The following is a 14,224-nucleotide window of genomic DNA, read 5'->3' as shown; positions in this document are numbered from 1 at the left end:
TTTTCTTTTTTTATTCTGACTATCTTCTAGTTTTTTTAATGCTTTTTCTTGTTTCTTCGCCTTTAAATCTTTAGTAGATGCTTTCATATTGTTTACCTTAGCCATGATCTTAATTTTTTTTTAATTATTTAAATAGTTTAAAAAGAACCGTGATCCTAAAATTTATGGGAATAAATAAAACTTTATATAGCGAGTATCATTATCCAATTAGTATTGGGAATGATTGGAATGTAAAAAATAAAGTTTATAGGATTCAATAAGCACACTCGCGGGTGCTTAATAATTCGGGAAGATTTTTAATTTAAATGAATTAAGAAACGTAACTGTAACGTTGGTATTAGGAACCATGAATATGCTAGTATTGAAACCTTTTTGTTTCAAGCTAAATTTGCATAAATCAATTATGTTACCTAATGTGTTCATAAGAAAAAAGCTATTTTTTAAAAAGTAAAGATACTGTCTTATTTACTTGAAAGCAAGTCTAAGTTGTTCTTTTAGAGTTTTTTAATGTAATTGAGCTTTTGCTTGGTTTTTGTATCTGTTATTTAAAAATTTCTCCTTCAATAAAAACACTTTCTATTAAATTACTAGCAAAAGCATAAGGAAGTTGATAATATGAGGTAATAGGTTTTGTTATTATTAAATTGGCTTTTTTGCCTATTGTTATACTACCATGGGTATCTGAAACTCCCATTGCATATGCTCCATTTATTGTAGCAGCATTAATGGCTTCTTCGGGTGTCATCTTCATCTTGATGCAAGCAGTTGCAACAACAAAATTCATATTACCTGATGGAGTAGAGCCAGGGTTGTAATCTGTGGCTAATGCTACAGGTAATCCAGCTTTTATCATTTCTCTTGCTGGTGTGTATGGAATGCTTAGGAAATAAGAACAAGATGGTAGTGCCACTGGCATCGTTTCGGAGTCTTTTAATGCCTTAATGTCCTCTGGAGTCATTATTTCGAGATGATCGACAGAAAGGGCTTTATATTTGATTCCTGCTTGTATGCCACCAATCGAATTAAATTGATTCACATGGATTTTTGGTGTTAATCCATTTTGAATACCTGCTTCCATGATTTGTTCAGTTTCTTCAACAGAGAAATAACCTGTTTCGCAGAATATATCAACGTAATCAGCTAGTTTGTTTTTGGCTATTTCAGGTAACATTTTGTGGATAATCTCATCGATATATCCTTTTTTATTTTCTTTGAATTCTAAAGGGAATGCATGTGCTCCTAAAAAAGTTGCTTTTATAGTTGCAGGATAATTTTCGTTAAGTTTTTTTATGACTCTCAACATTTTTAATTCTCCGTCAACTGTAAGTCCATAGCCTGATTTTATTTCGACAGCTCCAGTTCCTAATCGTATTACTTCTTCTAGTCTAGCTTTGGATTGGCTGTATATTTCGTCTTCTGAAGTTTCGTTAAGTTTTTTGGCAGAATTTAAAATTCCGCCACCACGATTAGCGATTTCTTCATAAGAAAGTCCATTTATTCTATCTACAAATTCTTGTTCTCTGTTGCCAGCATATACAATATGAGTATGGCTGTCACACCAGGTAGGAAGAATCATTTTTCCTGTGGCATCAATAACAGAATCGGCTTTTATTTCTGGAATATTTTCCATTGTACCAAAGTCTGCAATTAGATTGTCTTTTAAAACTAAATAAGCATTTTTTAGGGTTGGAAGAATTGCCATTTCGGCACCAGAAACTTTAGAAATTGAAGTTTCTCGAACTTGTATTAGCTCTTTTATATTGATGATAAGGGTTGTCATGATTTATTTTGTATTATTCAGAAACAGTTATTTCAAACATTTTATCCCAGTTTTTACCTGTTACAAAAATGGTTTTTGTTTTTGGGTTGTATGCAATTCCGTTTAGAACATCATCGATTGTTATGCTTGGAGCTAATTGCTTGCGTAATGCTGACATATCTAAAATTCCTTCGACTGCACCGCTTGTCTGGTTTACAACAGCGATAGCGTCTTTTTGGAATACATTTACATAGAATTTTCCGTTGATTAATTCTAATTCGTTTATGGCTTTAATTTTAGAGCTTCCTGAGTAAACATTGATGTAATCAATCATTTTTTGAGTATCTGGATCCATTTTCCAAATTTTTTCAGTTCCATCTCCTTGATAGATGTATTTACCGTCATTTGTCATTCCCCAACCTTCAATATCTTTATCGTATGGGAATGTTTTTATAAGTTTTAATGTATTGATGTCATATATAAAACCTGTTTTTTCTTGCCAAGATAATTGGTAGAGTTTATTGTTGATGATGGTGATTCCTTCCCCAAAATATTTACTATCTAGTGTTATCTCTTTGTATACTTTACCTGTTTTGTAATCGTATTTTCTAAAATAAGAATCTCCTTTTTGTCCTGTACTTTCGTAAAGGGTATCTCTAAAAAATTCTAAACCTTCAGTAAATGCTTTTGCGTCGTGTGGATAGGTGTTTACAATTTTATATTTTAGTAATTTTGGTTGTACGCTTGAAACTAATTCGATTCTAGAAGTTGCTTCTGAGTTTTCTCCACCAAAATAAACTACTGCTTTTAGTTTTTGATATCCTAGTTTTTGATCTTTTAGTTCAAAGTTTACTTTATTTAATCCTTTTACCGATCCCACTTTTTTATCGTTTACAAAGTATGCAATGCTATCGATTTGTTTCGAATCTGGGTTCAAAACTCCCAAAGAAACGGATTGATTTGTAAGAAAATGTGCTGGAAAATTAGAATCGTCAAAAGAAAATATAGAATTTTCACCTTTTTTTGTCTCTTTACATCCAATTAGTGTTGTTGCTAATAAAATGAAAGATAGGATGTTATGTTTTTTCATAGTCTAAAATTTGTAGTAGGCAATATACAATGTTATTTTTATAGGCACAAAGCTCTTGCAAAAATATAAAAAGATTGTATATTTGCACCGGCAAGTCCTACACGATCTGCTCCTGCAGACTCCCCCAGGATGGGAACATAGCAAGGGTAAGTGGTTGAGCGATGCGATGTAGGTCGCTTGCCTTTTTTTATTTAATCTGAATTTTATTCAGATTTTTTTTTGAAATTAATTTAAATGTGGTCTTCCTTCGGGGAGATTTTTTTATTTTTGGACCTTACTAAGTTATATCATTTTCTCTGAAAGGGTATTCAATTAGCTAAATACTTATTGTTATATAGCTTTTCATATTTAATCAATAACATATAATCTACAATATGAGTAAAGTAGTGCTGATTACAGGCGGATCTTCGGGAATTGGAAAATCTATTGGTGAATTTTTACATAATAAAGGATTTGTGGTGTATGGAACGAGTAGAACTCCTGAGAAGGTTTTAAATTCTGTTTTTCCTTTAGTCGCTTTGGATGTTCGTAATGTGGAGTCAATTAAGACGGCTGTTGCGAAAATTATTCAAACTACGGGGCGTTTAGATGTTGTTATTAATAATGCAGGTGTCGGGATTACTGGCCCTTTGGAAGAAATTCCGACTGAAGAAATCAAAAATAATTTTGAGACTAATTTTTTTGGTCCTATTGAGGTTATGAAAGCTGTTTTGCCACAAATGCGTGAGCAAAAATCAGGATTGATTATTAATATCACTTCTATTGCTGGATATATGGGATTGCCTTATAGAAGTGTTTATTCGGCTTCTAAAGGGGCGCTTGAACTAATTACTGAAGCTTTACGAATGGAAGTGAAGTCCTTTGGTATTAATATTACCAATGTTGCTCCGGGGGATTTTGCTACTAATATTGCTGCTGGTCGTTATCATGCTCCTGTAATAAAAGGTTCTGCTTACGAAACGGTGTACGGGCGTACGCTTGAAACGATGGATGAGCATGTTGATGCGGGTGGAAATCCTAATGAAATGGCTGAAGCGATTTACAAAATTATGCAAGCCAAAAATCCAAAAGGACATTATAAAGTGGGAGCGTTTATGCAGAAATTTTCTATTGTTTTGAAGCGCATTCTTCCTGATAAAGTTTATGAAAAGATGTTAATGAATCATTATAAGTTGTAATTTTGTAGTGATATTGCGTGAGGGATAAGAGTAAACTACCGAAGTAGTGCGTATAGCCCGACCAGATTTACGAAAGGCGCCTAATAAGCGGTTTGTAGATGGCGCATTTAGGAAATTGGGTCACGCCCAAATATTGGAACACAATTAAATATAATACATATGAAATTTTTTATTGACACAGCTAATTTAGCTCAAATTAAAGAAGCACAAGCATTAGGTGTTTTAGACGGAGTTACTACTAACCCATCATTGATGGCTAAAGAAGGAATTACTGGAAAAAATAATATTTTAAAACATTACGTTGACATTTGTAACCTTGTTGAAGGTGATGTTAGTGCCGAAGTTAATGCTTTGGATTATGACGGAATGATTAAAGAAGGTGAGGAATTGGCTGAATTACACGAACAAATCGTGGTTAAATTGCCAATGACGAAAGAAGGAGTTATGGCTGCGAAATATTTTTCTGACAAAGGAATTAAAACAAACGTAACTTTGGTGTTCTCGGCTGGACAGGCTTTATTGGCAGCTAAGGCTGGAGCTACTTATGTTTCTCCTTTTATTGGTCGTTTAGATGATGTTTCTACAGATGGTTTAGCGCTTATAGAAGAAATTAGATTAATTTATGATAACTATGGTTATGAAACAGAAATCTTAGCTGCTTCGGTACGTCACACTATGCATATTGTAAATTGTGCAAAAATTGGTGCTGATGTTATGACTGGACCTCTTTCTGCAATTTATGGTTTATTGAAACACCCATTAACAGATATCGGATTGGCACAGTTTGTTGCTGATTTTGAGAAAGGAAATAAATAGTTTTCCTTTAATTTATTTTAAACCGTCTTGCTTGTAAAAACTTGGCGGTTTTTTTATGCTTTTTAGTATCTGATATAGGATGAAAATGATTGATTTGATTTTTTTTGGGGTTACCAAAAAAAATGAGCTCTTTTTTTAATGAAGTATAATTTTATAAAAGTATAAATTGAACTCTTATATATGTCTAAAAACTATATCTTGGTAATTTATGGCTTAAGTTAAATCTTAAGTTTTCCAAGAAAAAGAAACTTATTATGTCGATAAAGAACCATTAAAAAAACAACAAATGATAAAAAAGCAATTTACGTATGTTTATTTTTATTTATAGGATTATGTATTTCTTGTAAAACATCAGTGCCATATACTCAAAATGAAAAACTAGATTTGGTTAAACGATATAAAAATGATCAAGAAATTCAGCAATATGACTTAAAAAGATTAGGTGATAAAAAGTATTTTGATTCAATAAATAAAGTTGCGGAAATAGTTTTTCAAGAGAATACTAAAATAATAAAAGAATATTTTAAGAATAAACAATTTCCTGGAATAAAAGAAAACGGTAAAGAAGTGGCTCTTAGTTTTTGGGTAATCGTTCAGCATTCGGATCATGATATTGTTTTCCAACAACAGGTTTTGAAATCAATGAGAAAAAAATTAAAAAGTAAAGATGTCAGTCGTAGGAATTATGCTTATTTATATGACAGAGTAGCAAAAAATAAAAAACAGAAACAACTTTATGGTACTCAGGTTGTTTGGGATACAGGTTTTCCTGTTCCATATTCATTAAAAGAACCTGAAAAATTAAATAGATTAAGAAAAGGTATGGATTTAGAGCCTATAGAAGAATATCTATCTTCTTTTCTGAAGTAATAATTAAACAAGTATTTATTAAAAGGAGTTGTTTTATTTTAAGCATTGACAAATTAGATAAAGGTTTAAGTAAAAAAAAAAGTCCCATTTTGCAATGGGACTTTCTCTATTTTTATTGGTGTTTATTAGTGACCACCTGATAATTTTTTGTCGAAATTTATTCCTTGTTTTTTTAGTATTCCGCTTACTTTCCAAGCGTAAAATGCAAGGTAAGCAAAACATAAAACACCAATGATGTAACTAGCTTGGATTCCGATACTTTCAGAAACGTAACCTTGTAACCAGCTGATAACTCCACCACCCATGATCATCATGATTAGGAAGCTACTTCCTTGGCTGGTGTTTTTTCCTAGTCCGCTTACAGCTAATGTAAAGATACAAGGCCATAATGTACTACAGAAAAGACCAACACTAGTAATTGCGTAAACGCTGACCATACCGTGAGTAGACATACCAATTGCAAGAGCAATTATTCCTAGTGTAGAAAATATAAGTAACATTCTAGCTGGATTTCCTTTACTTGCGATATCAGCAGCAATAAGTACTAAAATGATTAATCCGTAGATATAGAATGGTGTTAAATCGTGTTTAGCGATTGCATTTACTCCTAAGAATACACCAAATGCTAAATATGGAGCTAAGAAACGTAATATTTTTTGTAAGCTAAGGTCATTTGTGAATGCTTCAACAGCACCTGTCCAACGACCAATCATTAAACTCGCCCAGTATAATGAGATATATGGTGCTACTTCGTGCGTTAAAAAACCTAATTTGGTTTCCATATAAGCTGGTAAGTTACTCGCTGTAGATACTTCAACTCCTACATACAAAAAGATTGCAACCATCCCCATTACTAATTGTGGGTATTGTAAAGCTGATTTTTTTGCAATTGAGCCTTCGATTGCGGCATCTTCTTGTACTAAAGCAGGTCTGTCTGGAAGAGATGAGAATTTTAATAATATAGCTACCAATAAGAAAGCAAATCCTAGGATTAAATAAGGAATTTTTACACTTTCGATACTTAAAGTTGTTGTTTTGTCAACACTTGATCCAAAGATGGCAAAGCTCACGATTAACGGACCAATTGTTGTTCCAAGATTGTTGATACCTCCTGCTAGAGTTAAACGCTGTGAACCTGTTGAAATAGGACCTAAAGCGATTGCTAGTGGGTTTGCAACTGTTTGTTGTAATGAGAATCCTAATGCTACAATGAATAAACCTGATAGCATTAATGGAAAAGATCCTGTATTTGCGGCTGGATAAAATAATAAAGTTCCTAAAGCTGATATTACTAAACCTAATGATAAACCGTTTTTGTAACCAATTTTGTTAACTAAATCTTCTTTAATTAAGTAAGAAATACCCATGTATATTAAAGATCCAACAGTATAAGCTATGTAAAATGCCAATGATACTAACTGACTCTCTCCTTGTGATAAATTAAAGGCTGTTTTAAATACTGGGATTAATATATCATTACTAGCTGCAACGAATCCCCAGAAGAAGAATACGACCACTAGAGGAATAAATTGTCCCCATTTTGTTTGTACATTTTCTGAACTCATAATGTGATAAGGTTAATTTTATTTGTTTTTATTTGTTTTTTGACGAGCGTAAATATATTTGTTAACTCGATGAAAAAAAAATAAAACGGGACAAATAATGTTAAATTTATACCAACGGCATGAATTATTCAACAAAGTGTTATTTTTTGAATACGTAAAACAGATGATTGTGAGTGGTTTATTCTAATATTTTGCTCTTTACATCTTTGCTATAATTCCTACCTATTGGCAAAGTGAAAGATTGAATTTGTATGCGATTTCCTTCAATAGATTTTACTTTATTGACAGCAATTAGATATGATTTGTGAATGCGCATGAATCTATCAGCAGGTAACTCATCCGACAATGCGGTTAATGACTTGTGTGTGATATAAGTTTTATCAAGAGTTATAACCTTAATGTATTCTTTCATTCCTTCTACAAATAAAATTTCATCAATATTTATCTTTATCATTTTTTTATCTACTTTGATAAAAAGATGTGGTTCAACACGATGATTTTCAACTTTAATGTTATTCTTTAAATTGTATTCGGTTGTGATTTTATTGATGCATTTTATAAATCGAGGTAACGGAATAGGTTTTACTAAATAATCTAGTACTTCAAGGTCATAACTTTCTGCTGCAAACTCCCTAAAAGCTGTAGTTATGATAACTTTAGTTTTATTTTCTATTAAACTAATGAGTTCAAAGCCGGTCATCATTGGCATATTAATATCCAAGAATACAGCATCGACACTATTATTGTTTATAAAATCTAGTGCTTCAAGTGCGTTAACAAATGTACCGGTAATTTCAAAATCGGTAAAGTTTGTAAAATAGTTTTGTAGAACTTTGATTGCTAATGGTTCATCGTCAATCAATACGCATTTAATCTTCATTATTAATAGGTATTTGCAAGCGAATTATGTAATAATTGAATTTAGTTTTGTATTCTAAATTGTAACAGTTTTTATAGATTAGTTTTAGTCTCTTTTGCGTGTTAGCTAAGCCAATCCCTTTTTTTGTCTTAAGATTTTGTGAATGTACAAAATTATTTATTACTTCAAAATCCAGAGTTTTGTTATCAATGATTTTGCAATTTACTTTTATTTTTAAATTAGGATTATTAAGCCCTCCATGTTTAAAAGCGTTTTCTATTAATGAGATGAATATCAATGGAGGAACCTCTACTTCGTCTATATCTGATTCTAAATTGATACTAAGTTCAACATTTTCAAATCGGAGTTTTTCTATTTCAACGTAATTATGGATGTAATCTATTTCTTGAATTAATTTAACAGATTTGGTTCCTTTTATGTCATATAAAACATATTCCATTAATTTTGAAAGTTTGATAATTACATCTGGCACTTTATCTGATGATTCTAGTGATAATGCGTATAAGTTATTTAGAGTATTAAAGAAAAAATGAGGTTGTATCTGGTTTTCTAGATATTTTAATTTTATTTTAAATTGATTTTCTCTCAATGATCGATTTCTTTCTCTTTCTCTCAACCAAGTAAGTGTTAGATAGACAGAAGATGCCATCGCAACTACGTATAATTCACCAATGCATACTGCAACGATATGATTTATTTCAAAAGGTTTGTATTCTCGATTTGCTTCTGGCCAAATATCTTGTGATATTATATAATAGGTAAGAGCAGTTTTTATTAAATAAATAGCGAACAAGCTCAGCATTAAGCTAAATGTATATTTTATATATTTTGATTTTAACACATAACGTGGTACTAAAACAAATAGATTAAAATATACTAAAGGTATATGTAATGAAAACTCAATGAGATTTGATTTAAATGAATAAGGGTAGTCATTAAAGTAGGCTCCCCATCTTAAAAAATTTAACAAAAAGTAAACACTCCAAAACCATAGGTGATTTTGTAGTTTAATATCAAATTTCATTTTATTAATAGTATTCACTTATTTAGTAGGTTTTTGATGGCTAAGAATATTTCTGCAACTTTAAACAATTAGTTAGTAAAACCAACTATTTTTTGAGTAAAACTTTAAAAAAAATATAAAATACGTCATATTTTCGGTATGAAAACGTTTTCGTATAGCGTATTATTGATTATTTTGTGTCGTTCGTTTAAAGTTTGTTGCTGTTGGTATAATTTATTTTTTTTAACAATCCCTTAAGAATAAATTTACACCATAACTAACAAAAATAAATAAACATGAAAAAAATTTTCTTAATCTTTATGATTGTTTTTACGGCGCAAGTTTCACTTGCTCAGGTAAAAAATATCAAAGGTGTGATTACAGATTCTGATGGAATGCCGTTGCCAGGGGCTTCTGTTGCAGTTCAAGGAGGGCAAAGAGGAGCTGTTACCGATTTTGACGGTGTGTTCTCTATTGAAGCTCAAAAAGGACAAACATTGGTTTTTACCTATGTAGGTTTAGAAACACAAAATATTGTAGTTGGAGATGCGACTACAATTAATGTTAAATTAAAATCAGCAGCTTCGAATATATTAAATGAAGTTGTTGTAACTTCACTAGGTATCAAAAAAGCAAAAAAAGCTTTATCATATTCAGCTCAAGAGCTTAAAGGAGAAGAGTTAACTCGAGTAAAAGATGCGAATCTTATTAATACGGTTGCTGGTAAAATTGCTGGTGTTGCTGTTACTAAAAGTTCTTCTGGTACTGGAGGTACTACTAAGGTAGTAATTAGAGGAAATTCTTCTTTTGTAAATAATCAACCTTTATATGTTATTGATGGTATTCCATTATTTAACTCAAGTGGGGTGCAACCAAATGGTACTTTTGGAGATTTAGCAGGAGGTAACAGAGATGGTGGAGATGTTGTGTCTTTGATAAATCCTGATGATTATGAAGGAATGACAGTTTTAAAAGGTGCTGCAGCTTCTGTATTATATGGTAGTCAAGGTGCAAATGGAGTAATATTGTTATCTTCAAAAAAGGTAAAAGAAGGTTCTGAAACTTTTAATGTTAACTCAGTAAGTACTTTTGAAAGTGTTGCTTATTTGCCTAAATTTCAATCTGATTACACTTCTAATGTAGGAGATCCAAGAACTTGGGGAGCAAAGCAAAAAGTAGAAGGAGATATAAAAGATTTTTTTGAAACAGGAAATACACAAATTACTTCAATGTCTTTTTCAAAAGCAACCGAAGGTAATTCTACTTCTTTAACTTATGCTAATACTACTGGTTCAGGAATAATGCCAGGTAATGGTTTGAAGAAAAACAACTTTGGAATTCGTCAAACAAGCAAATTTTTTAACGATAGATTGAATGTTGCTGTTACAGCAAATTATGTGTCTCAAAAAATTGATAACAGACCAGTAAATGGGATATATTTTAATCCAATTACAGGAGTTTATGGTCATCCAAGAGCTTTTTCTTTAAATGATTTAAAGAATTATGAAGTTTTTAATCCAGTTACAAATATGATGACGCAAAATTACCCAGGTTTTGCTGTAATTAATGAAAATAACGAAAATCCGTATTGGCAAATTAATAAGCAAAAGTCTGTAGATACTAACAATTTTTTTAATGGATCGATTGCTTTAGATTATAAGGTTTATGATTGGTTTCGTTTAACTTCAAGATATAGCTACAACAGAAACGAAAGTAATTTTGTAAAAGGAATGCATGCTGGTTCAGCTGTTTCTTTAGTTCATCCTACAGGAAGATATATTGATGTTACTACAGTTGGTATGCAAAATTATGCTGATTTTATTGCTTTAATTAATACAAAAATCAACGACGATTTTAGTTTTAATGGAACATTTGGAGCAAGTATTAATAATTCTAAATCTCGTGGTATTACTCTTGATTCAGGAATTGGTGGAGGACTTGCAAATGATAATATCTTTACTCTTGGAAACTTTATTAATAACAACGGAAATTTTCAATCAGGAGCTGAAAGAGAAGTTCAATCAGTATTTGCTGCTACAACTTTTAGTTACAAAGATTATTTGTTTTTAGATCTTGCAGGAAGAAACGACTGGTCTTCTACTTTGGTAAATACTGATAATCCTGATTATTTTTATCCTTCAGTTGGTTTAACAGGTATTATTAGTGAAATGTCAACAATGCCTGACTTCGTTAATTTTGCTAAAGTTCGTGCTACTTATGCAAAAGTTGGTAATGATATTGCCTCTACTATGACTAGTCCTACATCTAATGTTATCGCAGGTATTCCTTTAAACCCTACTGTAGGGCCTAAACGAGGAACATCTCTAAGAAATGAATTGAAATCTGAGCTTGAGCTTGGTACAGAGTGGAGAATGTTTAATAACAGATTAGGATTTGAACTTTCTTACTACAATTCGGATACTAAAAATCAATTTCTTCAAGTTCCAGCAGATCCTACTAATCCTGATGGTTTTGCAAACTATGCAATTAATGCTGGTAGTATTTCAAACAAAGGTTTTGAGGTTGTTTTATATGCTGATATTATTAGAGGTGCTAAATTTGGTTGGGATACTAGAATTAATTATTCACAAAATAAGAGTAAAGTGAATGATATTCCTTCTGAAACGAATAATGGAAGAATTGTACTTACTGATCCAGGATCAAATTCTTATAGATACTCATTAATTCAAGGAAGACCTTTTGGAGTAATTGAAGGAGTTAATTTCAAAAAAGATGCTCAAGGTAGAATATTGATTAATAATGATGGAACAATTCAAAGAACAAGTTGGGAAGAAGTAGGTAATGCAAATCCTGACTTTATGTTAAGTTGGTCAAATACATTTAAGTTTGGTTCATTTACAGCTAATATCTTACTTGATGGACGTTTTGGAGGTGATGTTCTAAGTTTAACCGAAGCAATGAATGATTTTAATGGTGTTTCAAAAGCTTCAGGAGATGCTAGAAATGCTGGAGGAAAGCAAATTAATGGTGTAAGAGCTAGTGATGGAACTCCTGTAACTTCAATGGATGCTTTTGCTTATTATACAAATACTGCAGGTAGAAATGGAGTAAGTGGAGAATATGTTTATAACGCTACAAATGTAAGTGTAAGAGAAATATCTGTTGGATATACTTTTAACAAAAAAACATTACCATTTGTTCAATCGGCTAGTATATCATTAATAGCAAGAAACTTGTTCTTTATTTACAAAGATGCCCCTTTTGATCCAAATGTAGCTTTAAGTACAGGAGAAGGTTTACAAGGTGTTGATGTTCTTGGAATGCCATCAACAAGAAGTATTGGTCTTAATTTAAACTTAACTTTCTAATCTTACAATCATGACATTAAATTTAATAAAAAAGTCAGCAATATGTTTCTCTTTACTTGCAGCTGTTAGTTGTACAGATAATTTTGAGGAATTAAATCAAAATCCAGTAGGTGCAACTACAGTGGATTTAGAACAAAACTTTAATAATATAAAAGGGTTAATTAAACCTGCATTTACTAGGCTATATATTTCTGATATTACATGGCAATATCAGTTACAACAAAGTTTAGAAGCAGATGGATGGTCTGGATATATGACTACTCCAAATGATTTTGATGGCAATAATAATCATAGTTATTCTTTGAGAGATTCATGGAATTCATATGCATGGGATGATGCTTATGTAAGCATTATTGCAAATCTTTATAAAGTAGAACAAAGAGCAAAAGGAAAATACGATCAGTTTTATGCTTGGTCACTTATTGTGAAAGTTGCTACTATGCAAAGAATAACAGACATGTATGGTCCTGCTGTTTATTCTAAATTTGGAGGTGATGGTGCAGCAATTTATGATTCTCAGCAAGATATCTATAAACAAATGTTTAAGGATTTAGATTTTGCAGTAAAAGAGTTGACAACAAGAGCTAATGCTAATGAGGTTTCAAAGTTTACTCAGACAGATTTGTCTTCATGTGGAGGGAGTTATTCTCAATGGGTTAAATATGCTAATTCATTGCGTTTAAGATTAGCGATGCGTATTTCTAAGGTAGATCCAATCTTAGGTAAGGCAGAAGCAGAAAAAGCAATTAATCATGCCACTGGTGTTTTTACGACGAATAAGGATGTAATGAAAATTAAATCTCCATTAGATCTTAATGTGATAGAACAAATGAGTCATGCTTGGGGAGGTTTGTTTATGGGTGCAGATATGGAGTCTATCTTAGGAGGATACGGAGATCCACGTATAGCTAAATATTGGGAAACATCTAAGGTTTCTCCTGGAGAATATAAAGGAGTTAGAACGGGGATTCTTTATCCAACTCCATCTACATATGCTAAATTTTCACAAACTGGTCCAAGAACCAGAACAGGTGAAGTTACTTGGATGTCAACTGCTGAAGTATATTTCTTAAGAGCCGAGGGTGCCTTGAGAGGATGGAATATGAATGGTAATGCAAAAGATTTATATGAGTCTGGTATAAAAGCTTCTTTTGAGCAAAATGGAGCTGAAGGTGCTGCAACTTACATTACAGACAATGTTAAAGTTGCTAAAGATTATGTAGATCCACTTAATCCTGCAAATAATGCAGTTGCAGTAAGTAAAGTTACAGTTGCTTGGGGAGCTTCTAAAGAAATTAATCTTGAAAAAATTATCACTCAAAAATGGATTGCTACTTATCCTGATGGGCAAGAAGCTTGGTCTGAATTTAGAAGAACTGGATATCCTAAATTATTCAGAATTACAAATAACAGAAGTGGTGGTTTAATTAGCACTGAGTTAGGAGTTCGAAGATTACCTTTTTCTCAAGCAGAAGCTGCAACCAATCCTAAAGGTGTTGCATCTGGAGTTGCGGCACTTGGTGGTCCAGATAACGGAGCAACTAGACTTTGGTGGGATACTACAGGTCCTAATTTCTAATAAAAAAAACAAATTTTTAAGAAAGAATGTAAGTGGCATAAGTAATGTAAATTACTTATGCCTCTTTTAAACGCGCATGTCTTTATAATAAATATTATAATAAATAAAAAATGAGAAGTGCTATAGAAATTAAACCAGACATTAGCTATAAAAGT

At 31.8% G+C, this 14,224-nt stretch carries 10 protein-coding genes and 1 other RNA gene; 6 read left to right on the top strand and 5 right to left on the bottom strand.

All coding sequences use genetic code 11. From position 1 onward, the window contains the following. Positions 1-541: 541 nt before the first annotated feature. On the bottom strand, positions 542-1,780 hold the full coding sequence (hutI, locus tag LPB87_RS09020; protein WP_230727685.1) for an imidazolonepropionase: 1,239 nt from the start codon (positions 1,778-1,780) through the stop codon (positions 542-544). 13 nt (positions 1,781-1,793) lie between these two features. Further along, positions 1,794-2,849 carry a glutaminyl-peptide cyclotransferase gene (locus LPB87_RS09015; RefSeq protein ID WP_230727684.1) on the bottom strand — a complete coding sequence of 352 codons (1,056 nt, stop codon included), beginning with the start codon at positions 2,847-2,849 and terminating at the stop codon, positions 1,794-1,796. Between the two features lie 88 nt (positions 2,850-2,937). Between LPB87_RS09015 and ffs the strand changes: the two genes are divergently transcribed. The 4 genes from ffs to LPB87_RS08995 all read left to right on the top strand — a co-directional run bounded on the left by ffs (position 2,938) and on the right by LPB87_RS08995 (position 5,713). Then, an RNA gene (gene ffs / locus LPB87_RS09010) (signal recognition particle sRNA small type) lies at positions 2,938-3,035 on the top strand. 188 nt (positions 3,036-3,223) lie between these two features. Further along, positions 3,224-4,027 (top strand): SDR family oxidoreductase, encoded by an 804-nt coding sequence (locus LPB87_RS09005; protein ID WP_230727683.1) that lies wholly within the window; start codon positions 3,224-3,226, stop codon positions 4,025-4,027. Between the two features lie 159 nt (positions 4,028-4,186). Further along, positions 4,187-4,843: a fructose-6-phosphate aldolase gene (fsa, locus tag LPB87_RS09000; RefSeq protein WP_035620438.1), complete on the top strand. Its 657-nt coding sequence runs from the start codon at positions 4,187-4,189 to the stop codon at positions 4,841-4,843. A gap of 354 nt (positions 4,844-5,197) precedes the next feature. Next, the gene (locus tag LPB87_RS08995; RefSeq protein ID WP_230727682.1) at positions 5,198-5,713 is read left to right on the top strand and encodes a DUF6624 domain-containing protein; all 516 of its coding nucleotides are present in this window, start codon (positions 5,198-5,200) and stop codon (positions 5,711-5,713) included. Positions 5,714-5,838: 125 nt separating this feature from the next. On the opposite strand, the gene LPB87_RS08990 is transcribed toward LPB87_RS08995, so the two are convergent. The 3 genes from LPB87_RS08990 to LPB87_RS08980 form a co-directional block, all read right to left on the bottom strand. Further along, complete coding sequence (locus LPB87_RS08990; protein WP_129539096.1) at positions 5,839-7,278, bottom strand: MFS transporter; 1,440 nt, start codon at positions 7,276-7,278, stop codon at positions 5,839-5,841. 178 nt (positions 7,279-7,456) lie between these two features. Beyond that, on the bottom strand, positions 7,457-8,158 hold the full coding sequence (locus LPB87_RS08985; RefSeq protein ID WP_129539095.1) for a LytTR family DNA-binding domain-containing protein: 702 nt from the start codon (positions 8,156-8,158) through the stop codon (positions 7,457-7,459). Further along, entirely contained in the window at positions 8,148-8,960 is an 813-nt protein-coding gene (locus LPB87_RS08980; protein WP_230727681.1) for a histidine kinase, read from the bottom strand. The genes LPB87_RS08985 and LPB87_RS08980 overlap by 11 nt, the downstream gene beginning before the upstream one ends. A gap of 497 nt (positions 8,961-9,457) precedes the next feature. Here LPB87_RS08980 and LPB87_RS08975 point away from each other — a divergent pair, with 497 nt between their 5' ends. Further along, positions 9,458-12,490: a SusC/RagA family TonB-linked outer membrane protein gene (locus LPB87_RS08975; protein ID WP_129539093.1), complete on the top strand. Its 3,033-nt coding sequence runs from the start codon at positions 9,458-9,460 to the stop codon at positions 12,488-12,490. A 10-nt stretch (positions 12,491-12,500) separates the two neighbouring features. Further along, positions 12,501-14,069 carry a RagB/SusD family nutrient uptake outer membrane protein gene (locus LPB87_RS08970; protein ID WP_230727680.1) on the top strand — a complete coding sequence of 523 codons (1,569 nt, stop codon included), beginning with the start codon at positions 12,501-12,503 and terminating at the stop codon, positions 14,067-14,069. Positions 14,070-14,224 lie beyond the last annotated feature (155 nt).

Source organism: Flavobacterium sp. EDS, assembly GCF_020991525.1.
Taxonomy (GTDB): Bacteria; Bacteroidota; Bacteroidia; order Flavobacteriales; family Flavobacteriaceae; genus Flavobacterium.
Note: the sequence above shows the minus strand (reverse complement) of the source record. Positions and strands in the feature narration are given on the sequence as shown.